At 35.3% G+C, this 22,079-nt stretch carries 22 protein-coding genes and 1 riboswitch; of the genes, 11 read left to right on the top strand and 11 right to left on the bottom strand.

Features of this window, described 5'->3' with window-relative positions:
- Positions 1-276 precede the first annotated feature (276 nt).
- From purB to A9G32_RS04280, 5 genes are read left to right on the top strand one after another with little or no spacing between them, the layout of a single operon-like run.
- Positions 277-1,638, top strand: a complete 1,362-nt coding sequence (gene purB, locus A9G32_RS04300) for an adenylosuccinate lyase (RefSeq protein ID WP_065589650.1) — start codon at positions 277-279, stop codon at positions 1,636-1,638.
- The gene (locus A9G32_RS04295) at positions 1,635-2,159 is read left to right on the top strand and encodes a GNAT family N-acetyltransferase (RefSeq protein WP_081296750.1); all 525 of its coding nucleotides are present in this window, start codon (positions 1,635-1,637) and stop codon (positions 2,157-2,159) included. Before purB ends, A9G32_RS04295 begins: the two co-directional genes overlap by 4 nt.
- Positions 2,156-2,938 carry an amino acid ABC transporter substrate-binding protein gene (locus A9G32_RS04290; RefSeq protein WP_065589651.1) on the top strand — a complete coding sequence of 261 codons (783 nt, stop codon included), beginning with the start codon at positions 2,156-2,158 and terminating at the stop codon, positions 2,936-2,938. The genes A9G32_RS04295 and A9G32_RS04290 overlap by 4 nt, the downstream gene beginning before the upstream one ends.
- The gene (locus A9G32_RS04285; RefSeq protein WP_034910372.1) at positions 2,935-3,606 is read left to right on the top strand and encodes an amino acid ABC transporter permease; all 672 of its coding nucleotides are present in this window, start codon (positions 2,935-2,937) and stop codon (positions 3,604-3,606) included. Before A9G32_RS04290 ends, A9G32_RS04285 begins: the two co-directional genes overlap by 4 nt.
- Before the next feature lie 11 nt (positions 3,607-3,617).
- A complete protein-coding gene (locus A9G32_RS04280; protein WP_065568694.1) occupies positions 3,618-4,370 on the top strand; it encodes an amino acid ABC transporter ATP-binding protein in 753 nt (250 codons plus the stop codon).
- Between the two features lie 37 nt (positions 4,371-4,407).
- Here the strand turns inward: A9G32_RS04280 and A9G32_RS04275 are convergent, their stop codons facing one another.
- Positions 4,408-5,766, bottom strand: coding sequence for an MmgE/PrpD family protein (locus A9G32_RS04275; RefSeq protein WP_065589652.1), 1,359 nt, complete (start codon positions 5,764-5,766; stop codon positions 4,408-4,410).
- A gap of 234 nt (positions 5,767-6,000) precedes the next feature.
- On the opposite strand from A9G32_RS04275, the gene folK reads away from it, so the two are divergent.
- The 3 genes from folK to gluQRS all read left to right on the top strand — a co-directional run bounded on the left by folK (position 6,001) and on the right by gluQRS (position 8,001).
- The gene (gene folK, locus A9G32_RS04270) at positions 6,001-6,486 is read left to right on the top strand and encodes a 2-amino-4-hydroxy-6-hydroxymethyldihydropteridine diphosphokinase (RefSeq protein WP_065589653.1); all 486 of its coding nucleotides are present in this window, start codon (positions 6,001-6,003) and stop codon (positions 6,484-6,486) included.
- Between the two features lie 135 nt (positions 6,487-6,621).
- Positions 6,622-7,077 (top strand): RNA polymerase-binding protein DksA, encoded by a 456-nt coding sequence (gene dksA / locus A9G32_RS04265; protein WP_034910366.1) that lies wholly within the window; start codon positions 6,622-6,624, stop codon positions 7,075-7,077.
- A 33-nt stretch (positions 7,078-7,110) separates the two neighbouring features.
- Positions 7,111-8,001 (top strand): tRNA glutamyl-Q(34) synthetase GluQRS, encoded by an 891-nt coding sequence (gene gluQRS, locus A9G32_RS04260; RefSeq protein ID WP_065589654.1) that lies wholly within the window; start codon positions 7,111-7,113, stop codon positions 7,999-8,001.
- On the opposite strand, the gene moaA is transcribed toward gluQRS, so the two are convergent.
- The 5 genes from moaA to nirB all read right to left on the bottom strand — a co-directional run bounded on the left by moaA (position 7,981) and on the right by nirB (position 14,727).
- Positions 7,981-8,955, bottom strand: coding sequence for a GTP 3',8-cyclase MoaA (gene moaA / locus A9G32_RS04255; protein WP_065589655.1), 975 nt, complete (start codon positions 8,953-8,955; stop codon positions 7,981-7,983). The genes gluQRS and moaA overlap by 21 nt on opposite strands.
- Positions 8,952-9,073, bottom strand: a riboswitch (molybdenum cofactor riboswitch). It overlaps the preceding gene by 4 nt.
- Positions 9,074-9,473: 400 nt before the next feature.
- A complete protein-coding gene (gene cysG / locus A9G32_RS04250) occupies positions 9,474-10,847 on the bottom strand; it encodes a siroheme synthase CysG (protein ID WP_065589656.1) in 1,374 nt (457 codons plus the stop codon).
- Between the two features lie 228 nt (positions 10,848-11,075).
- Entirely contained in the window at positions 11,076-11,843 is a 768-nt protein-coding gene (gene nirC, locus A9G32_RS04245; RefSeq protein ID WP_065589657.1) for a nitrite transporter NirC, read from the bottom strand.
- Positions 11,844-11,870: 27 nt separating this feature from the next.
- The gene (nirD, locus tag A9G32_RS04240; RefSeq protein ID WP_065589658.1) at positions 11,871-12,203 is read right to left on the bottom strand and encodes a nitrite reductase small subunit NirD; all 333 of its coding nucleotides are present in this window, start codon (positions 12,201-12,203) and stop codon (positions 11,871-11,873) included.
- A 1-nt stretch (position 12,204) separates the two neighbouring features.
- Positions 12,205-14,727 (bottom strand): nitrite reductase large subunit NirB, encoded by a 2,523-nt coding sequence (nirB, locus tag A9G32_RS04235; RefSeq protein ID WP_065589659.1) that lies wholly within the window; start codon positions 14,725-14,727, stop codon positions 12,205-12,207.
- A gap of 206 nt (positions 14,728-14,933) precedes the next feature.
- Here nirB and A9G32_RS04230 point away from each other — a divergent pair, with 206 nt between their 5' ends.
- The 3 genes from A9G32_RS04230 (at position 14,934) to A9G32_RS04220 (ending at position 17,772) form a co-directional block, all read left to right on the top strand.
- Entirely contained in the window at positions 14,934-15,431 is a 498-nt protein-coding gene (locus A9G32_RS04230) for a MarR family winged helix-turn-helix transcriptional regulator (RefSeq protein ID WP_065589660.1), read from the top strand.
- Between the two features lie 74 nt (positions 15,432-15,505).
- Positions 15,506-16,618 (top strand): HlyD family secretion protein, encoded by a 1,113-nt coding sequence (locus A9G32_RS04225; RefSeq protein WP_081296749.1) that lies wholly within the window; start codon positions 15,506-15,508, stop codon positions 16,616-16,618.
- Positions 16,615-17,772 carry an ABC transporter permease gene (locus A9G32_RS04220; RefSeq protein ID WP_218055832.1) on the top strand — a complete coding sequence of 386 codons (1,158 nt, stop codon included), beginning with the start codon at positions 16,615-16,617 and terminating at the stop codon, positions 17,770-17,772. Before A9G32_RS04225 ends, A9G32_RS04220 begins: the two co-directional genes overlap by 4 nt.
- A 272-nt stretch (positions 17,773-18,044) precedes the next feature.
- Here the strand turns inward: A9G32_RS04220 and A9G32_RS04215 are convergent, their stop codons facing one another.
- The 5 genes from A9G32_RS04215 to A9G32_RS12975 form a co-directional block, all read right to left on the bottom strand.
- Positions 18,045-19,433, bottom strand: coding sequence for a hypothetical protein (locus A9G32_RS04215; RefSeq protein WP_065589661.1), 1,389 nt, complete (start codon positions 19,431-19,433; stop codon positions 18,045-18,047).
- Entirely contained in the window at positions 19,430-19,693 is a 264-nt protein-coding gene (locus A9G32_RS04210) for a PAAR domain-containing protein (RefSeq protein ID WP_065589662.1), read from the bottom strand. Before A9G32_RS04210 ends, A9G32_RS04215 begins: the two co-directional genes overlap by 4 nt.
- Positions 19,694-19,725: 32 nt before the next feature.
- Positions 19,726-20,595, bottom strand: coding sequence for a T6SS immunity protein Tli3 family protein (locus A9G32_RS04205; RefSeq protein ID WP_065609359.1), 870 nt, complete (start codon positions 20,593-20,595; stop codon positions 19,726-19,728).
- An 11-nt stretch (positions 20,596-20,606) separates the two neighbouring features.
- Complete coding sequence (locus tag A9G32_RS04200) at positions 20,607-21,353, bottom strand: T6SS immunity protein Tli3 family protein (RefSeq protein WP_141672876.1); 747 nt, start codon at positions 21,351-21,353, stop codon at positions 20,607-20,609.
- Positions 21,353-22,079: T6SS immunity protein Tli3 family protein (locus tag A9G32_RS12975; RefSeq protein WP_065640644.1), on the bottom strand; the 727-nt coding region annotated here is incomplete at its 5' end. The genes A9G32_RS04200 and A9G32_RS12975, both read right to left, overlap by 1 nt.

Genomic DNA, 22,079 nt, shown 5'->3' with positions numbered 1-22,079 from the left:
AACAGTCATAACAATAGAAGCGCTCAAATAAAGGGTGTTTCTATTTACTTTCCCCTTTAAATTAATATGTTTTTTTACTATAAAAAACAGGTTTAACTTTGGCATACATATCCTTATTAATCAAAAATTATTCTAATGATTACTTACAGCTCCCCCCTTCTCATTAGTATTTTATTCCATTTGGTTATATCAATAGAAAAACAGATTATTAGACGATACTGCAATAATTACTAATAATTATTGAGTAAGATAGTAACAATTATTGAGGATAGTTTGGTGGCGTCACATATTTTAGATTTTTTAATTTTGGGCAATAACTTTGGTACTAACGAAATGAGAGCAATTTGGTCTGAGACAAATCGCTTGCAAAAACAGGTTGATGTCGAAGTTGCTTTAGCTAAAGCGGAAGGCGAGTTAGGCGTTATTCCAATTGAAGCAGCCAATTCAATCATATCCAAAGCCGATGCATCTAAATTATCAATTGAACAAATTGCCGAAGAAGCAGCTAAAGCCAAACATTCGTTAATGTCAACAATTAATGCACTGCAAAAACAAGTCGGTGATGCGGGTCAATATATTCATTACGGCGCAACTACACAAGATATCGTCGATACTGCAACTGTTTTACAATTAAAACAATCTTTTACTGTAATTGAACGCGATAGCAAACTAGTGGCACTAGAACTAAAACGTTTAGCTAAAAAGTATCAGTATTTACCCATGGTTGGACGAACCCATGGCATGCAAGCACTCCCTACAACCTATGGTTTTAAACTTGCCGTATGGTTAGATGAATTTATTCGGCACTTACAACGTTTAAGTGAAATCAAACAGCGAGTATTAGTCGGTAATATTAGTGGTGCAATTTGTACTTATGCCTCAATGGGCAAGTTAGGACCACAAGTTGAAACGCGTGCTTTAACAATACTGGGACTAAATACCCCTAATATCGGTTGGCAAGCAGCTCGTGACCGTTTTTCTGAATATGCATCAGTCATTGCGCTAATTAGTGGCACATTAGGTAAAATGGGCAATGAATTTTACAACTTAATGCGTACCGAAATTAACGAAGTTGAAGAACCGTTCTCGGAAGGAAAAATAGGTTCAACTACCATGCCGCATAAACGCAACCCAGCGGCATTAGAAGGTTTAGCCAGTTTGACAGCTCCACTTTTAAAAAGTGTCGCATTAATTCACGAATCAATGAAAGTTGAACATGAACGCGATGCCATGAGTTGGCGAGCAGAATGGATCGCACTACCAGAAATTAACCTTTATATTTCAGCGCAATTACAGACAGCCCTTGCCGTACTTAAAGGACTTAAAGTCAATGCTGACAAAATGTTGATCAATTTATCACTACAAAATGGTTTACTACTATCTGAAAAAGTGATGTTTGAAATCGGCAAACGATTAGGCAAACAAACTGCACATAATTTAGTTTACCAAAGCGCCATGAAAGCATTTGAACAAAATCGACCATTTAAAAATATATTATTAGAAGAACCACGTTTAAATAAAGAATTCACCGAATCCGAACTTGATGCTTGGTTAGATCCAATTAGCTATATTGGCTCTGCACCTGAAAAAGTAGCACAAGTTATTCAATATGCTGAACAGTGTGGAGTATTAGCATGAGCTTTCGCTTAATCACTCATAAAGACATTCCTGCTTATCAGGCGCTATTGCATAATGCTTATCAATCCACCACTCAATTAGGCATCCATTTTGTCGCAGCAACAGTCACGCAATCGCAAATTGCTGACCATATTAATTCCAATGCCGTGTATCTATTTGAAAAAGAAGGTGATCTACTATCAACCTTAAGTATTCGCTTTCCATGGGGTAATAACCCAGGACCTTATGGGTTACCGCATTTAGGTTGGTTTGCAACAGCGCCACAATATAAAGGCAAAGGTTATGGTAATGCATTATGGGATTTTGTTGAACAGCAAATTCTAATTAACCAACTAAAATTACCTGCTGTCACGTTAGGCACTGCTGCAAATCATCCATGGCTTGCCCAAACTTATATTAATAGAGGCTATAAAAAAATAGGGCAAGCTAATTTAACACTCGATCATACCACACTTTATTTTGAAAAAATCTTAAATCATAAAAACTATACCGAATGGAAAAAAAGGAGTAATAAACAATGAAAAAAATAAGCAAGTTACTGTCCGCTCTTTTATTAACTAGCCTAGCCTTAATTGGTTGTGATAATAAATCCAATCACCAAGTAACAGAGCAAAATGTCATTAAAGTGGGCTCCACAGGACAAAGCTATCCAAACGGTTATAAACAAGATGGCAATTTAGTCGGATTTGATGTTGAAGTTACTGAAGCAATTGCTAACGAATTAGGCTATAAAGTCGAATGGATCATTGCTGAATTTGGTGGCTTAATGGGGCAATTTGATTCAGGGCGTTTAGATACTATTGCCAATGCAGTTGCGGTTACAGATGCTCGTCAAGCCAAATATGATTTTTCCAATACCTATAGCCTTTACGGTAGCCAAGTTGTTACCCACAAAGATAACAACGATATTAAGCAATTATCTGATTTTAAAGGTAAAACCATTGCCGGTGTGCTAGGCTCAAATCATATAAACAATCTAAAAAAAGCCTTTCCTAACAACGAAATAACAATCAAGACCTATGAAACACGAGATGGTGCAATGTATGACACGGAGTATCGACGAGTTGATGGTTATGTCAATTCTAAGCCAATATTACTGGCTGAAATTAAGCGTAAAAACCTACCGTTTAAATTAGTGGGTGAGCCAATTACTATTGAGCCCGTTGCTTTTCCATTTAGTAAAGATGAAAAAGGCCAAGCACTACGTGAAAAATTCAATCAAGCCATCGAAAAGTTACGCACCAATGGCACATTGAAAAACCTTGCAATTAAATATTTTGGTGAAGATATTACCCTATGAATTTTAATGTAAACTATTTTTTAAGTGTATTTCCGCAGATATTACCTTATCTGCCTGTTACACTTTTTATTACCATCATATCGATTATGTTTGCCATTATATTTGGACTTGCGATTGCACTATTACGTAGCAATAAAATAATCATTATCGATTCGTTTTTTGCACTGTTTATTTCACTGTTTCGAGGAATACCTTCTGTTGTTTTACTGTTTATTATTTATTATGGATTACCACAAATTTTTCCTGTTTTAAAACAAATGGGCGCTACAACAGCAGCCATTATCTGCTTCAGTTTAAAATATTCGTCCTATTTAGCTGAAATTTTCCGAGCAAGTTTAAAGTCCGTTGATCAGGGGCAGAAAGAGGCAGGAATAACCGTTGGTTTAAGTAAAATACAAGTTTATCGAGGTATTATACTACCACAAGCTATGGTCAATGCTCTACCAAACGCCGGCAATATGTTCATTTCATTACTTAAAGATTCATCTGTTGCCTTTTTTGTTGGCGTGCAAGAACTATTAGCATCGGGGAAAATGTTAACTGCTAACTCATTCCTCTACTTCGAAACCTATTTAGCTGTAGGTATTGTTTACTGGCTAACTGTTGTTGCCTATTCTTGGATACAAAAACAATTAGAGCAAAAGCTCAGTATACCTTATCATCGTTAAGGAGTAAGGTTATGATTTCTGTTTCGCATTTATCTAAACGTTTTGCAAATAATGAAGTATTAAAAGACATCAACTTAAATATAAAACAAGGTGAAGTTGTTGCCATTATTGGCCCATCAGGCTCAGGAAAATCAACTCTGTTACGTTGTTTAAATTTACTAGAAAAACCAAATACAGGCACTATCAAAATAGGAACTGTATCACTTAATAGTAAGCATTATAGTATTAAAGAAGAAAGCAACTTACGAAAACAGTCCGCTATGGTTTTTCAACACTATAATTTATTTAAAAATAAAACAGCATTAGAAAATATAACTTATCCATTAATTGTTGGTCAAAAAATGGATAAAACCAAAGCAAAACAACAAGGATTATCATTATTAGAACGAGTCGGTATGTTGCCATACGCAACACAATATCCCATCACTTTATCGGGTGGTCAACAACAACGTGTTGCAATTGCAAGAGCTTTAGCTGTTAAACCAAATGTATTATTATTTGATGAACCGACTTCTGCACTCGATCCTGAGCGAGTACACGAAGTATTGCAAGTCATGCTACAGCTAGCAAAAGAACATATTACTATGATTATAGTAACGCATGAAATGGAGTTTGCTAAGTACGTTGCAGATCGAATTATCTTTATGGCAGAAGGAATGATTATCGAAGAGGGACCAGCAAAATCAGTCATCGATAATCCTCAAAATGAAATTACGCAACGATTTTTACGCCAGCTAACTGACGAAATTGATTTTGAAATTTAGTTAAAAACTATACTAACTAATGATAATAATTTAACATTTAAAGAGTAAATAAATAAGATAATAGAAATTGACGAATATCTAAACCTTTTGCTAGTTTATGAATATCTGTTAATAATTGCTCTGTTTTAGCTTGATCTTTAATCGCTGAATGCAATTTTAACGACATTTCAGTTTGGCTATATGGGTTTTTAGGAGAACCTTTGGGAATATCAATACGCTGACTTATCTTTTTACCATTTTTAAGAAAAATATCAATAATTACATAACGCCCATTATAAGCTTCTGGATGTGGCGTAAGATGCGTTTGATAACTTCGTTTCATCTTCTGCATTAATTGTTTTATTGCATTTGAAATAGGTTGTGATGAAAACTGCTCAAAACCAAGTGGCAATCCTAAAAGAGTTAATGCTAAAACATATTCAGCCGAAAAACGTCCTTGCTGCGCCAATGAAGGGGTTTTATATATCAGTGCAGCATCACTATTTGGCGGTGCAAAATAAATAACAATATTATTAATATTATCAATTTCAAAGCTAGGATTTTGGTAAAGTAATTGACCTGCATCAGCAACATAAGCAGCAGCTGAACAATAAGAATAATTTTTAAACCATAATCCGGGATCCACAATCTTCCAAGTTTTACCCCAATGACTTAAATCAAAATGTGTATTACCTTGCCCATAAATAGCCAAAAAACCTAATTTATCATCTAAAAAATCCTGAGCGGCATGTATACCAACTCTTAACCATTCAACGGATTGTACAGCATGCTGTGCTGCTAATCCTGCATGTAAAAATTTGATCGGAGTACCCATTAACAAACGCATTCCTGATGCTTGTGTAGCTGCTAATGTTAATGCCTGTGATAAAAAAGGTTCATCATAGAGGTAACAAATAGCAGCAGTGGCAGCAATTCCACCCAAAGTAATAGTTGCATGCCAACCTTTTTCATAATGCTGTGGATTAACACTTTTACCCAACAAAGCCATCACTTCGATACCAATAACATAAGCCGTTAAAAAACGTCGACTATCAACCTTTTGTTCAATACTATCTAATCGAACACTAGCAATAAGAGCGGATAAAATAACGGCTGAAGGGTGGCCTCTAACATCTGAATGTACATCATCATAATCTAAACAATGCGCTTGGAAGCCATTAAAAAGTGCTGCTTGCCTTGCCGTAGCTAACTTTTTTTGACCAATCAGCAAAGCTCTAGTATTTCCACCCTCATCTGCTATCCATGCTAGTAATTTATGAACATCATCTTCCTGACAAGCTTGTAAACTACAGGCAAAATAATCGGTTATCCCCTTGATAGCACAATCAATAACTTGAGGATCACTGATTATTGAAGTATTTTTTATTAAAATACTTAATTGTTGACCTAAATTCATTTTATATTCTCAATAAATACAATAATTAATAAAAATAACCATTTAATAAAATAATTTGCTTTACCATAAGTAACATAGTGAAAAATAAATAAAAAGTTAAAGATTATATGGTTATATTTTTATAACACAAAGTCATAAGCATGAATCTATTTATATAATCATTCTTGGCAATTGTTTTATGTGCTAAGATATTGCCATCAATTGTATTTAACATCACAAAAAATAAGTCTAATTATGTCAATTTGTTATGTTGCTTTAGGGAGCAACCTTGAAGATCCGCTTGCACAAGCTAATCGTGCTATTGAATCATTACGCTGTTTACCTAGCACAAAAGTGGTAGATATTTCACCATTTTACCGAAGTAAGCCCTTAGGGCCACAAGATCAAAATGATTATCTTAATGCAGTAATTAAACTGACGACAAGCTTATCACCTATAGCATTGCTTGATGAACTACAAGCAATTGAAAAAGCACAAGGACGCGTACGCAAAGATAATCGTTGGGGTGCTAGAACCCTAGATTTAGATATTTTACTTTATGATGACTTAGTCATTAATAATGAAAGACTTACTATCCCTCATTATCATATGAAAAATAGAGAATTTGTCCTCTATCCACTATTTGATATCAGTCCTGAACTTATTTTCCCCGATAACGACAAATTGTACGATTTAGTAGCTAAATGCCCTGAAAATGGATTAAAAAAGTGGAATAATTAATTATCTTTATTAATAACATATAGTTGTACTATTTTTTTATTTTTTAATTATAAAAATGATAAAAAAAATTTGCCAAAGGCTGAATTATTGCTATAGTTTAGCGCTTTCAAATAATCTTTACTTAAGGGGATTGCAGTGAAAAAGGAACAAAAAGTAAATACATCTTCTCTTAGCCTGCTTTCAATTGCTGGGCTTGAGCCTTATAAAGAGGCAAAAGGCGAGGAGTACATGAACCCTAAGCAATTGAAACATTTCAAACTTATTTTAGAAGCTTGGCTAACACAGCTACAAGGTGAAATGGGAAAAACAGTTACACATATGCAAGATGAAGCAGCGAACTTTCCAGATCCGGCTGACCGAGCAACACAAGAAGAAGAATTCAGCCTTGAATTACGCGCTCGAGATAGAGAAAGAAGACTCATCAAAAAAATTGAAAAAACGTTAAAGAAAATCGAATCAGACGATTTTGGTTATTGTGAATCTTGTGGTGTTGAAATTGGAATTCGCCGTTTAGAAGCAAGACCAACAGCCGATTTATGTATTGATTGTAAAACGCTTGCTGAACTTCGCGAAAAACAAATGGGTATGTGATCCCAGTTTTATCTATCATTCCAAATCAGACCTATGCATTATATCGGTCGTTTTGCCCCTTCGCCATCTGGACCATTACATTTCGGTTCGTTGGTAACGGCTCTTGGTAGTTATCTCCAAGCTAAATCTTGTCGTGGTAAATGGCTTGTCCGTATCGAAGATATCGACCCACCACGAGAAGTCAAAGGGGCATCATCACTTATATTAAAAACGCTTGAAGCGCTTAATTTATATTGGGATGATACAGTCTTGTATCAATCATCTTGCAGTGAGCGTTACCGCACTGTTTTAAAAACACTAATAGATAAACAACAAGCCTATTATTGTGACTGTACTAGACAACGAATTCAAAACCTAACAAATGGTATTTACGATAACTTTTGTCGTGAACGACATTTATCTATCAATAATAAGCAACAAGTTGCTATACGTTTAAAACAAAATCATCCTATTTTTCAATTTAAAGATCAGATTCGTGGCTTACAAACAGTTGAAAAAGCAAGTGCGCAAGAAGATTTTATTATTCACCGCAAAGACGGCTTATTTGCCTATAACTTAGTGGTAGTTTTAGACGATCATGAACAAGGAATTACCGAAATTGTTCGTGGCGCGGATCTTTTACCTGTTACTGCAAAACAAATCTCACTATATCAACTGCTTGGTTTTTCTGTGCCAAGTTACTGCCATTTACCACTAGTATTAGATAAAAATGGCAATAAACTATCAAAACAAAATCATGCTAGCCCGATTGATTTAAACAATTTTAAAGCGTTAACCGTCCAGGCTTTACAGTTTCTAGGACAATATGTGCCAGAAGATTGGCAAGACGCCACTCAAAAACAGTTACTAGATTGGGCTATACAACATTGGCAAATTGACAATGTCCCAAAACAGAACAGCCAATTATCCACCGATATAAGATAAATTAGGGATGAGCCCTACACGATGATCATGTAACAAATGCTTTTCTGGTTTAATCATTAATGAAGCAAGAATTCTTGCTTTTAATTGTTGTTTCTGTTCTGAGCTTTCCAACAAATCACGTAAATCAACCGCCGCATCACCAAATAGGCAGTAATGTAATTTACCGATAGATGATACACGTAATCGATTGCAACTTTTACAAAAATCTTTTGAATAGGGCATAATCAAACCAATTTTTCCTTGATAATCGCTGTGCACATAAATCTTAGCAGGACCTGATAATGGTTTTTTGGGTTGTAACTCCCACCCCTGCGCAATTAATTGTGTTTCAATAAAACTACCAGACAAGTGATAACGATTAAATATATCATTGCTTTCGCCTGTTTCCATAAGTTCAATAAAACGCAACTCTACTGGAATATTTTTAATCCATAACAAATAATCATTTAAATTATCATTCATGTTTTTCATCAAAACAGTGTTAATTTTGACTTTTTTTATACCTACTTCTAACGATTTATCAACACACTGCAGTAATTCTTTAAGCTTATCTTGACCAGTAATTAATTTAAATAAATGGGGAGTAAAACTATCGATACTAATATTAATCGCATTTAAACCAGCTTGATGCCAATGGTGAATATTTTTTAATAAACGCGAACCATTGGTCGTAATAGCGAGTTCTTTCACGCTGGGATAGGAAGATATGAGCGATAAGATATCAATAAAATCGCGACGCAAAGTGGGCTCACCACCCGTTAACCGAATTTTACGCACACCAAGTTCAGTAAATGTTGCAACAACATTATTAATCTCACTGAGCGACAAAAATTTATGTTCCTTGTTAGGCTGATAACCACTTGGTAAACAGTACTGACACTGAAAATTACACAGCTCGGTAATCGACAAACGTAGATATTGAAATCGACGCTGATAATTATCAACTAATTGCATATATACATTAAACACCTTATCCAAATCGGGAAGCATAACCATTTCTGCGTTATACCGCGGCTAATCCACCATATGAAAATATCACTTAGGTAAAAAAGCTTCAGAGTTTGATTCAGTCTAGCATAGGCTTTATTTTTTGACTATGAGCAAAGTGATTTTTATAACGTGTCTTCTTATTGAACAATTAAAACAGTAACGCTTTCCTAAAATAACACCGCCAAAACAAGAAAATTTTTATAAAAAATCCTCAGATAGATAATTGATTTTATTTTTTCGTTTTAAATTAAAATGAAACACTTACTGGGCGGTGTTTCATTTTGTTAGTAGCGAATTTTGTTCTTTATTTTAGAAAAAAGCGCTTTTACTATCTAACTGCAATAGTGCGTATTTGCGATCTCCCTAGGCTTAGAGTCACATTATACTATGAACTGTTAATCGTATTTTATGCTTATATTAAACTCTTTTACACATTAAAAAAGCTCCATTAAAATATGGACAGATCAAACCTTTAGTACCCACTAACACTCAGAAAACCAATTTAGTTTTTCCCGTAATGCAACAACAGGCCCAATAATAATTAAACTAGGACTACAGGCTTGCAAAGATAATTGTGCTAAATCACATAACTGGCCTGATATTACTTTTTGTTTCGTTGTTGTGCCTTCTTCAACAATTACAATTGGCGTATTTGCATTCATACCGTATTTAATTAATTGTTTTTCGATGTTACTGGCTTGAGATAATCCCATATAAAAAACTAATGTTTGCTTTTCAGCGGCTAAACTCTTCCAGTCAAGGTGACTACCATCTTTCAAATGACCAGTAATTAAACGTACGCTATGAGCATAATCCCGATGCGTTAATGGGATCCCACTATATGCAGAACAACCTGAAGCTGCTGTAATTCCTGGTACTACAGAAAATGGAATATCGGCGTTAAATAATGTTTCGAGCTCTTCACCACCTCGACCAAAAATAAAAGGATCTCCACCTTTTAAACGTACAACACGCTTACCTTTTTTAGCTTGTTGTAAAAGAATCTGATTTATTTGTTCTTGAGGTACACAATGAAAACCTGCTCGTTTACCAACAAAAATACGTTGAGCATCGCGACGAGTTAGATTCATAATTTCATCCGATACTAATCTATCATAGACAATAATATCTGCTTGTTGGATTTGCTGTAATCCCTTTAAAGTCAACAAGCCCGCATCACCTGGGCCAGCACCAACTAACACAACCTCACCACGGGAATCAAGTGAAGTATCAAATAACTCATTAGTGAGTTTTTCAACATGATCTGAATCGCTATTAGCAATCGCTTGAGCTAACCTATCATGAGAAAATAACCTTTCCCAAAACCGACGACGTTCCGTCGCTGTTTGATAGGTTGTTTTAACTTTATTACGTAAATAACCGGCATATTTAGCTAATTTGCCTAAATGTTGAGGTAAAATGGACTCTAGTTTTTCACGCAATAATCGAGCCAAAACAGGAGCATGCCCTTCTGAAGAGACAGCAACCATAATAGGGGAACGATCAATAATTGAGGGCATAATAAAACTCGCATCTTTTGGAGAATCAACCACATTACAAAAAATACGCCTTTTTTCCGTCTCAATACTCACTCTTTGATTAGTTTCCTGACAGTCTGTTGCCGCAATAACTAACCATTTATCATCCAGTAATTCAGCATTAAACTCCCCTTGAACTAAAACTAGTTGTTTTTGTTCATTCCAGCATATGAATTGCTCGTTAAATTCATGCGCATTGACAGTTAAGCGGGCACCAGCTTCAAGTAATAATCGAGCTTTACGTTCAGCAACTTCACCGCCACCGACTAATAAGCAATCACGGTTTTCTAGCTTACAAAATAAGGGGAAATAATCCATAACACCTCAAAATAAAACATTATCTGTTTAAAAATTTATTAACAACTAACCTTTAATAATAGAAATTTATTAATTATCCTATTGTTAATTGCTTTGTTATTTTTTTATCACTAATTATGATTAAAACCAAATGTAATCCTAATTAATTTAACGTCTTTGGGGGATTGCTTACCATGCTTTCCCCCTTATATTGGTTATTTTAACCACATTTCCTGAATTAAACAGTTATTAAGGTCGATCTTCTTTGGGTGTTGAATACCAGTATCCCAGTCCCATAAATAATGCGCCAGAAACAATATTTCCTAATGAAACCCATAATAGATTATGACCAATTCCAGCTAATGTGTAAGCATCACTATGATGACCAAACCATGAAAGTGAAAAAAGTGTCATGTTCGCGACGGAGTGTTCATAACCACAAGCAATAAATGCTAACAAACACCACCAAATAGCGATAAACTTTGCCGAACCTTCAACTCGATTAGCCATCCAAATCGCTAAACAAACTAACCAGTTACATAAAATACCTCTAAAAAATAATGCCGAAGCTGAAGCAGATGTTTTTGCTAAAGCCGCTGCATGAACCAAACTAGTATCCGTTGATAATAGAGGTGTTGAAGCATAAAAATACAATGCAGCAACAAAAATTGAACCTAATAAATTTCCTAACCATGTTTGTGGCAATACTGTCCACATTTGGGTATGAGTAATTTTTTTGCATTTTACTCCTAGGGTTAAAAACATGGTATGCCCTGTAAATAATTCAGAGCCAGCAATTACAACCAATGTTAAAGCAATACCAAACGTTGCTCCCATAAGTAAAGGTCTTATTGATGGTTCAACAAGGTTTCCTAAAGTAAAAATCAAAATAATACCTATTCCTACATAAGCCCCAGCCATAGCAGAACTTAGCCAAAAACCAAATGGGTTCGTTTTTGACAAACGAACAATACGCGCAGCATTTGCTGCACATTTATTAATTGTCTCTGTATACATAATTAATTTATCCTTTTAAAAATACATTTAGCGCGACTTTACTTGTACGATCCCATCGTCATTAACATCTACTTCATAATGGGGGATTGAATATTGTTCATCTTCAAAACAATAACCATCTTTTAAACGAAAGCGTTGCTTTTTAAGCGGACTTGCCACCCATAACTCATTTTCATGTTCTGCTATAATGCCTCGGGATAAAACACTTGCCTTAGCAAATGGATCAATATTACTAATCGCATAAAGCTCAGCATTATTATAAGGGCGAAAAATAGCCACATGATCATTACCAACAAGTGCACAAACTCCTGTGCCAGGTAAAATCTCATCAAGTTTACAAATAGTTATCCATTGACTCATATTATTCCCCTAACATTACTTTACGTTCTTCTGCTGTTGCTGGGCGATGCTGAGCACGCTCAGGTACGATTTGGACATTCTCATCACGTTTGTTACTATTAATAAAATGAGAAAATCGAATTTGACCTTCTGTATTTTCAACAGCTTCCTTCCATTCACATACCATTAATTTACGTAAGCGTGTCATTTCACTTTCTAACTCAGCATTTATGCCTAATTTATCGTCAATAATAACACTACGTAAATAATCAATACCGCCATCTAAATTTTCAAGCCAGACTGACGTCCGTTGTAATTTATCTGCGGTACGAATATAAAACATAAGGAAACGATCAATATATCGAATTAGTGTATTTTTATCGAGATCAGCAGCAAGTAAATCAGCATGACGAGGCTTCATACCACCATTACCACACACATAAAGATTCCATCCCTTTTCAGTAGCAATAACACCAATATCTTTACCTTGAGCTTCGGCACATTCACGCGTACAACCTGATACGCCTAGTTTAAATTTATGTGGTGCACGAATGCCTTTATAACGGTTTTCTAGCTCAACGCCCAAACCAACACTATCTCCGACACCGAATCGACACCAAGTACTACCTACACAGGTTTTTGCCATTCTTAATGCTTTGGCATAAGCATGACCACTCTCAAAACCAGCCTCAATAAGCTCCTTCCAAATAGCTGGAAGATCGTCTTTTTGTGCTCCAAATAAGCCAATGCGCTGTGAACCAGTAATTTTAGAATAGAGCTGATATTTTTTAGCTATTTGACCAACAGCAATTAATCCTTCTGGAGTAATTTCACCACCAGCACTACGCGGAATTATCGAATAAGTACCATTTTTTTGAATATTACCTAAGAAAATATCATTACTATCTTGTAGAGGAATCAAATTATCTTTAAGAATATAATCATTCCAACATGAAGCTAATAAAGATCCGACGGTAGGTTTACAAATTTCACAGCCATAACCTTTACCATGTTTTTTAATCACTTGCTCAAAAGACGTTAGGCCCTCAACACGGATAAGATGATATAACTCCTGACGAGAGTATTTAAAATGTCCGCATAATGCATGGCTGACCTCAATGCCTTGTTTAGCTAACTCTAAATTAAGAATTTGTGTAACAAGTGGAATGCAGCCTCCACACCCAGTCCCAGCTTTAGTTTCAGCTTTTATTGCTGCAACCGTATGACAACCAGCATTAATGGCATTAATAATTTTTTCTTTAGTCACATCAAAACAAGAGCAAATCTGTGCTGAATCGGGAAGCGCATCAACACCCATAGCTGGTTTTGCTCCTGCATGTGCAGGCAGTATCAGCGTATCTGGATGTTCAGGTAGATCCATATCATTAAGCATTAATTGCAATAAATTACTATAATCTGACGTATCGCCAACCAATACCGCACCCAAGAGTTTTTTATTATCATTCGAAACAACCAATTTTTTATAAACTGGCGTTGTTTCATCTAAATAAACATAACTATGACACCCTATTGTTTTTGCTTTAGCATCGCCAATGCTACCGACATCGACTCCCATCAGCTTTAGCTTAGCGCTCATATCGGCGCCTTCAAATTTATCTGTTTGTCCCATTAAATGCGCTAAGGCTATCTGAGCCATTTTGTAGCCCGGTGCAACTAAACCAAAAACCTTGTTTTGCCAACAAGCACATTCACCAATAGCATAAATATCAGGATCCGAAGTTTGGCAATAATCATTAATAACAATTCCCCCACGAGGACCAATTTCTAACTCGCATTCTTGAGCTAATTTATCGTTTGCTCTAATGCCAGTTGAAAAAACAATAAAATCGACTTCAAGTGCAGAGCCATCCGCAAATTGCATGATTTTCCCAGCAGGTGTATGAATAATTTCTTGAGTATTTTTACTGGTGTGAACACCTACCCCCATCTCCTCAATTTTACGACGCAGTTGTTCTCCACCCTGAACATCCAACTGTTCGGCCATAAGCACTGGAGCAAACTCAACCACATGCGTTTCCATACCTAAGTTTTTTAAAGCTCCAGCTGCCTCAAGTCCAAGCAATCCACCACCTACAACAGCGCCTTTTTGACAACGCTTTGCACATTCCTGAATAGCATCAAGATCTTCAATCGTACGATAAACAAAACAATCCGAACCATTAGCACCTTTAATCGGTGGTACCCAAGGATAAGATCCTGTCGCAATAATCAATTTATCATAAGCAACAATTCGCCCTTGTTGAGAATGAATCTCCTTACGCTGACGATTAATTAAAATAGCCCGTTCATTAAGTAAGACTTTAATATTATTCTCTTCGTATAAACCTTCACGAACTAGAGAAAGCGCTTCTGCTGTGTGACCAGAAAAATAAGAAGAAAGATGTACCCGATCATAGGCAAGACGAGGTTCTTCACAAAAAATAGTAATATTGAATTGATTGGGCTGCATTTTATCAATTAACTCTTCAATAAAACGATGCCCAACCATCCCATTACCAATAATAACGAGGTTGGTTTTACTCATACATAACTCCAATTTTAATTTAATTAAATTGCTAAAAAATTTTAATTTAATAACATTGTATGAAACTGTACATAGAATATAATTACCCTCAAGGATTACTACTTTAGTAGTATTTAAATATCAACTTGCTAAAACGCACTTAAAATAATTGCCAATTTTAACTAAACCAGTATAATTAGCCGACTAAATAAATTGAGTAATAAAAATTGAATTACAATTCAAGAAAGCTGCCTTCACGTGAAACCTTAGCTCGAGCGCAAAGATTTAACGATGAAATCGTTGATGTTTCTGGTGTTGATCTGGTTTTGAGCTTAATAACAACGGCCGATCTAATTCGTGCTAATATCTATGCGCAATTAGATAAAGATTACGGCGTTTCTGAAGGTAAGTTTGCCTTATTGATGTCATTGTTTTCAGAAGGTGAAACCTGTGCCAGTGATCTTGCTTTGCGCATTGGTGTCACACCTGCGACAGTATCAGTAATGGTTAAACGAATGCTGGCAGCGCCAGAGCCTTTAATCTCGATGTCAAAAAGTGGTGATGATGGTCGTTCTCGATTAATCACTTTAACACATACAGGCGAAAAGCTGATTCAAAATGCATTACCCAATCACCTAAAATCAATTCGCGCTTTTGCACAAGTACTCAATTCGCAAGAACAAGAGTCTTTAATATTGATGTTACGTAAATTATTACGAAAATAACGGACTTTAATCATTAAAGTTCTTCATTTCACTTAAATAGTTAGCTGACTAAATAAATGGAAAATAAGCTATATATGAAAAAAAATGTCAAAATTCCTGTTATCTTTTTACTCCTGCTAATCTTTGGCTCATTTTTAATCTTTTTAGGTTCAAGAAATGATGCGGTCTCGGTTGCCAAAAGCATCAAATCTGGTGTATTAACTGCCGATGAGATTAATATTGCCTTTCAAAATGTCGGCGGAAAAGTCACCAAGCGATTTGTAGAAGAATCACAAATAGTAAAAAAAGGTGATCCTTTAATGCAATTAGAAGATATCGATACCAAACTAGCTATCGATCGACTGCAAGCTTTAGTTGATAGCCAAAAGGCGGCAGTAAACCAAGAACAAAAAAATATTGAAATCACTGAAAGTGAAACCAACCTTTCAGAATTATCAACTTGGCGAAAAATAGAAGAAGTGCAAGCCAATTTAGAAGCAGCGAAATCGGCTCGATACCTAGCTAATACTGAATTTGATCGCCAAACCCAATTACGTAAATCGGGGGGAAACTCGCAGTCACAACTTGATAATGCTCGCAATGTTTTTATTAATGCAAAAATGCAAGTTATTCAAATTGAAAGCCAACTTTCTACCTTAATGATTGGTGCGACGCCTGAACAAATTAGCCAATTTGAACAAACAAAAAATGCAACAGGAATGACAATACAATCAATCTTAATTGCACGACAAAAACTGCAAAACCGCCAAAATCAATTAACACAGCTTCAATCACAACTCGCGCAAGGCGAAGCTGAATTAAAACAACTACAGCTTAATTATGATCGACTAACATTAAGAGCACCCGAAGATGGAAAAGTATTAAAACTTATGTTTGAAGATGGTGAAATGGTACCAAACGGTGCGCCAGCAGTCTTATTAGAAACCGATCGTAAATATATCGACATTTATGTGAATGAAAAAATGGTTAATGATTATCAACCAGGCACAACGGTTACAGCAAATGTAATTGCACTTAACAAAGAAGTAAAAGGAAAAGTTCGCTTTGCCACCGCTGCGCCATCATTTGCTGATTTACGCATGACACGAGAACGAGGTCAAGCTGATTTAACCTCTTATCAAGTTAGAATTTACATAGAATCAATTCCTAAACTATTAACTGGAATGACACTTGAGGTTGAAAAATGATGCAAAACATCATTAAATCCATGCTTGAAGAGCTTGACGCCATGTTGTCTGGCCATTTTATACCTTATTATAAAGTTTCGCTTGGCTTAGCTGCTATTGTTTCGCTTGTTTTTTCAATTGTATTAAGTCATGGAGCTGTGTTTGAAGGAAAAATTGCGGTTATTGATCTTGATGGTTCTCATTATTCGACTGAATTAATTAGCAAAGTCAATACATCGCCTTATATTGAAGTGACAGAAGTAATAAGATCGCCAGTAAATCCAATAACATTGGTTTCACACGACCGTAATTTAGGTGTTTTATATATTCCTAAAGGTCTAGAAAAAAGCTTAAAAAAAGGCGATCAAACCGTACGCCTAGGCTATTTTGCTGATGATACAAACGATGCACAAAATGCCAAAGTACTACAAAGCCTTAATGAATATATTCCAGAATTGGGGGCTGAACTTAGTGTTGGTAAAGTTGCAGCATTAGGACTTGGTAAAGAAGGCATTGAAGCAACTTTATCACCAATGCAACTTAAAACACGATATATGTTTAATCCAGCAAGCTCGTCCACCATATCGACGATTATATATTTTGTCTACTTTTTCTCGTCACTGACTTACGGCCTAACCTCATTAATGATTATTGGCCGCTTGAAAGTAACTGGCATGTGGGAACAAACAATAGAAAGAGGACTCTTACCTTTATTAGCAAAAACAATCCCTTATGCACTATTTTTTACAACAGCATTAACGCTTATCACAGCCATACTTGTTATATTTGGACAACTGCGTTTTGACGGTAACTATTTTGCTTTTGTACCGAGCATATTTATGACAGGATTAGCATTTGGTTGGCTAGGATTGTTACTGTCTTGGAAAACTAACAACCCAGGAGAAGGCGCTGGTCGAATGATTTTCTTAGTACCTCCAGGGTTTATCATGGGCGGTTCAACAATGGCTGTGGGAATAATGCCAATTTGGACTTACTATGTCAGCCATGCTTTCCCATTAGTTTGGTTATTTAAATTTTTCCGCGATTTTGCCATGCGAGGGCGTTCACTGATTGATATGTTAGCAACTTATGGGGCTTTCATCATCTATTTAACGATTATTGCTTTTGTCGTGATGATATTTGTTGAGCGAGCAAAAAAGACAGAAAAGAACTAATTTTTGTCAAAAACTTTCAGGTAACACCTACGTTTAAGTAAAAATTTGATACAACATCACATCTTTTTTACCCCCCTAGGTGAATTTTCACCTAGGGTGAAATTTATTATTGATACCTCCTTTTGTTTTGGAGTATCACAACAATAACTTTATAAAGCTGATGCTCACTAAAGCAACTTTTCCAATCACAAAATTTAGATAACCGTGCCAAATAAAATACTATTCACACAATAACTCAAATCACTTCCCCTATAAAAACTACCTTTAAGTTATCATCTAAACGATTCAAACCAAATTTCATCAAACTCTTCTTGATAACGCTGTAGTTTAAAATAAAGCGGAATACAAACTGCAATCACCGATAAAAAAGTACTCAAAACAATTATTGATAATATTTCCTTTAATTCAATATAATTAACAGCCAATAAAGCAACAATAGAATACAGGCAAAAAACAAGACTAAAAAAATAAACCGTTGGGAAAATCAATAATTCATCATTTTCTTCGATACGTTGGATGGTTCTATCCGATAATTGCATAATATAAATTTCATTACTTCCTTGCGCAGCAATCATTTGCCCCTTTTGTCCCTGATTTACCCCATCAGCAGCCAGTGCTAATGCAAGCCATGCATGGCTTTCGCTTAATTTACCTAAATTAAGATCTAATGGATAAACTTTATTTGGCGCAATTATAATTTCGCCATTAATATCAAAAAATGTCTCCTTTAAAATATTTAATGCAGAAGAAGATAAAGATGTCGTCCATAATTGATTAACTCGTTTCTTTTCAACCTGCTCGGCTTTAATTAAATAACCAATATCATCACTTAAATCAGTAAGTTCAGTTTTAAGAGGTCGAAACACTCTTAATTTGGATAGATTTAATGCTTTTTTAACATTAGAAAATAATAATGCACAGCAATATTCACTAAAAGATAATTGGTTCTTAACATCGTATACCAAATTAATCATTAAAATAGATTCATCATATTTTGTATCTATCCATTCATGGATGATTTCAGGCGAAGGTATGCAATCGGATAACACAATATCAGACTCGTTAATATTAATATGATTTGAACGACAATAATTAGCTAAAATCATAACCGCAGCCTCTGAACTTTGAGTCATATTTAATAGCACTTTGATTTTTGACAAGCTATTAATTTTAGCTTTCATTGGCATAATAATTTTTTCAAACACATAAAATAGTGGTGAGCTGCTCATTTCATGTATAACTGAAATCGGCATTACTTTATCGGGATTCATTGGTTGACTGCCTTCTAGCCCCATAACTTTTAAAGCAAGATTATCGATTTCTGTTAAATAACAATAATCAACTAACCCAATTGATTTTCTTGCCCATATCTGCCATCTTGCTAGTTTATTTTTAATATTTAAATTAAAAAATAGAGCTTCAATTAATTGTGAATGGTAATAACTATAAATAAACCCCGTTATAGATAAACTAAAAAATAGCGGTACGATAACAAGATAAAAGCCCCCTAATAATAAATTAGATAGCACACTATTTTCATTAATGAGTAACACTATAAATTCAAAAAAAATGGCGCTCAACACAAAAACCAATAAATAAACCCAGATAGAAAAATTCTTAGGTAGTGCTTTTTCTGGTATGTTAGGTACTCTCCATTTCATGCTTCACTCCCTACAACAGATAATGTTGAAATAAGCTCACAGCCGCAAGCGGCTTTACAACCATTAATGGCAACAGATCGATTATACATTTTCCAAGTCGGATGCCCGTCAACAATATTATTTACACCATGCCCCTTTATCGGACACGATACCTGATCGCCAACTAATGCAACTGGCTTACCGTCAAAAATAGCACCAGATGCACTTATCACACATCCTCCATGGGTATGCGGATCGCCTAATCGAATTACACCTTTCATAAAGTCATTCCTAAAATTAGCCTAAAATATTTTTACCTTTCCGCCCCAACCTCACAACGTATTTTGTCCCAACCTTGATAAGGTTCAGGTTTTAGATTTTTTATTGAATTTACCCGTAATTGATATTCTTTATTATCAATAAGGCTATCATAGGCTCCAAATCTAGAGCTATCCCTAACCCTTTCATCAAAAAATGCCGCTGATGGGTAAAAAATTTGATAGTTGCTTAATCCATGTTCATAATCAATTCGATTATATCTATAAGAAGCCCCAAATATCACCTCATGATTTTTTAAGACAAAATAGCCGGTATTACCCGAAATAGTAATCGGTGTATTTGGTTTTCCCGGTTCATAATAAGTATCCTCAATTGGCGAATCATCCACCCCAATAAAATAATCAACTTCTTCTCCTGGTACTGCTGCCATTGGGGAAACCATCGCTTTTATAAAATGTCTGCCACCATCGACTGAAAAAACAAAATCGGACAGATCATTGGTGGGAATAGCAATATACTGTTTGCCAGGGTTATAGTAGTTAAATTTCGGTAAATGATAAGCTGTATAAAATCGTTTGGTAATTAAGGTATGAATATTATTTTTATCATCATGATACCAAATCAATCCACTGCAATTTTCGCCTTGTAACTCTAAATAACGATCAGCGTCATAACGATAAATCACCTGCCGCTTTTTACTGACATAATAAAAGGAATAATCTAGCAAATCACCATTTCTGGCAATACTATGGAATAATTGATAACCTTCTTTGGGTAATGGTTTAGGCCACATAAGTGGCATTGGCTCGGTGGAGGGGAATGGCGCAAAAGTCGATAAAATCACGACCAAAACCACGGGTACAACAAATAACATTATCAACAATTTAGTTATTTTCTGTTTCATGCCTTAATTCCTTATTTAGCTGTGCCTAACAAGTGTTGATAGACCTCTAACACGGTATGGTTATCGGGCAATTTAGTTCCTTTGGCATTATAATCGCAGCGCATTTTATCCCAACCAGTATAGTCACTTGGAATTGGGGGAATACTTTCAGGGATAATTTGGCTTCTGCCTAAAATAGCTTCTTGTTCAAGCTGTTCTTTTTTCGATAACATATACCAACCTTTGGTGCCAAATGGCGCTTCTGATGCATAAAGCTGACCATCTTTGCCTAAAATAAAAGCCTGATCATTCACCACATCGTATTGCGGTGAATCATGATTACCTAAATAATGCCCAACCCCTAAATGGGTACTTCTAAATGAACGCCCCCCATCAATTGAGGTTTCAAAGCCTGCAAGATCAGAATAAGGAATAGAAATATAATTTTTAGCTGGATGCCGATAGGGTTCAGTGTAAATACGCCAAGAATGAGGTGCTATACTGAAATAAACTTGTTCTTTATCGTCAATAAAATAAGCTTGCCCTTCACATCGATAGCCTGTCAATAAAATATAACGGTTTTCATCAAAACGGTACACAATTTGCGAAGGAGGAACAATGGTAGGCTTTCGTATATTATTAACTGGCGAAAGTGCCAATATCCCCAAGATAAAGAACAGATAACTCACCATTTGCCATCGCTCACGATATTGCTTAATTAGCATAATAATAAATAATGCTCCCCCTATAAGGGTCGATAGTATTGCTAACATCATCATTACCTTTCCGCCCCAACCTCACAACGTATTTTGTCCCAACCTTGATAAGGTTCAGGTTTTAGATTTTTTATTGAATTTACCCGTAATTGATATTCTTTATTATTGAGCATTTTTTTATAAGCACCAAACTTAGAGCCATCTCTAACTCTTTTATCAGAAAATGCCGCTGATGGGTAAAAAATCTGAAAATTCCAAAGACCATTTTCATAATCAAAATCACGATAATTATGTGAAGCCCCAAATATTACCTCACCATTTTTTAAAACAAAATAGCCGGTATTACCTGAAACACTAATAGGCTCATTAGACTTAGTAATTGAATCATAAATTGCTTGAATTGGCGAATCATCCACCCCAATAAAATAATCAACTTCTTCTCCTGGTACAGCTGCCATTGGGGAAACCATCGCTTTTATAAAATGTCTGCCACCATCGACTGAAAAAACAAAATCGGACAGATCATTGGTGGGAATAGCAATATACTGTTTGCCAGGGTTATAGTAGTTAAATTTCGGTAAATGATAAGCTGTATAAAATCGTTTGGTAATTAAGGTATGAATATTATTTTTATCATCATGATACCAAATCAATCCACTGCAGTTTTCGCCTTGTAACTCTAAATAACGATCAGCGTCATAACGATAAATCACCTGCCGCTTTTTACTGACATAATAAAAGGAATTTTTAACAACAAATCCATTATTGGTTACATAATAAAAGAGTTGA

The sequence above is a fragment of the Gilliamella sp. Gris3-2 genome (assembly GCF_001690345.1).
GTDB lineage: Bacteria > Pseudomonadota > Gammaproteobacteria > Enterobacterales > Orbaceae > Gilliamella > Gilliamella bombi.
This window is presented reverse-complemented; position numbering and strand designations above follow the sequence as displayed.

What these genes read in the sequence shown, in the direction of transcription:
- A9G32_RS04295 (WP_081296750.1), top strand. Translation starts at nt 1,635, where the DNA reads ATGAGCTTTCGCTTAATCACTCATAAAGACATTCCTGCTTATCAGGCG.
- A9G32_RS04290 (WP_065589651.1), top strand. Translation starts at nt 2,156, where the DNA reads ATGAAAAAAATAAGCAAGTTACTGTCCGCTCTTTTATTAACTAGCCTA.
- A9G32_RS04285 (WP_034910372.1), top strand. Translation starts at nt 2,935, where the DNA reads ATGAATTTTAATGTAAACTATTTTTTAAGTGTATTTCCGCAGATATTA.
- A9G32_RS04280 (WP_065568694.1), top strand. Translation starts at nt 3,618, where the DNA reads ATGATTTCTGTTTCGCATTTATCTAAACGTTTTGCAAATAATGAAGTA.
- A9G32_RS04275 (WP_065589652.1), bottom strand. Translation starts at nt 5,766, where the DNA reads ATGAATTTAGGTCAACAATTAAGTATTTTAATAAAAAATACTTCAATA.
- folK (WP_065589653.1), top strand. Translation starts at nt 6,001, where the DNA reads ATGTCAATTTGTTATGTTGCTTTAGGGAGCAACCTTGAAGATCCGCTT.
- gluQRS (WP_065589654.1), top strand. Translation starts at nt 7,111, where the DNA reads ATGCATTATATCGGTCGTTTTGCCCCTTCGCCATCTGGACCATTACAT.
- moaA (WP_065589655.1), bottom strand. Translation starts at nt 8,955, where the DNA reads ATGCAATTAGTTGATAATTATCAGCGTCGATTTCAATATCTACGTTTG.
- cysG (WP_065589656.1), bottom strand. Translation starts at nt 10,847, where the DNA reads ATGGATTATTTCCCCTTATTTTGTAAGCTAGAAAACCGTGATTGCTTA.
- nirC (WP_065589657.1), bottom strand. Translation starts at nt 11,843, where the DNA reads ATGTATACAGAGACAATTAATAAATGTGCAGCAAATGCTGCGCGTATT.
- nirD (WP_065589658.1), bottom strand. Translation starts at nt 12,203, where the DNA reads ATGAGTCAATGGATAACTATTTGTAAACTTGATGAGATTTTACCTGGC.
- nirB (WP_065589659.1), bottom strand. Translation starts at nt 14,727, where the DNA reads ATGAGTAAAACCAACCTCGTTATTATTGGTAATGGGATGGTTGGGCAT.
- A9G32_RS04225 (WP_081296749.1), top strand. Translation starts at nt 15,506, where the DNA reads ATGAAAAAAAATGTCAAAATTCCTGTTATCTTTTTACTCCTGCTAATC.
- A9G32_RS04220 (WP_218055832.1), top strand. Translation starts at nt 16,615, where the DNA reads ATGATGCAAAACATCATTAAATCCATGCTTGAAGAGCTTGACGCCATG.
- A9G32_RS04215 (WP_065589661.1), bottom strand. Translation starts at nt 19,433, where the DNA reads ATGAAATGGAGAGTACCTAACATACCAGAAAAAGCACTACCTAAGAAT.
- A9G32_RS04210 (WP_065589662.1), bottom strand. Translation starts at nt 19,693, where the DNA reads ATGAAAGGTGTAATTCGATTAGGCGATCCGCATACCCATGGAGGATGT.
- A9G32_RS04205 (WP_065609359.1), bottom strand. Translation starts at nt 20,595, where the DNA reads ATGAAACAGAAAATAACTAAATTGTTGATAATGTTATTTGTTGTACCC.
- A9G32_RS04200 (WP_141672876.1), bottom strand. Translation starts at nt 21,353, where the DNA reads ATGATGATGTTAGCAATACTATCGACCCTTATAGGGGGAGCATTATTT.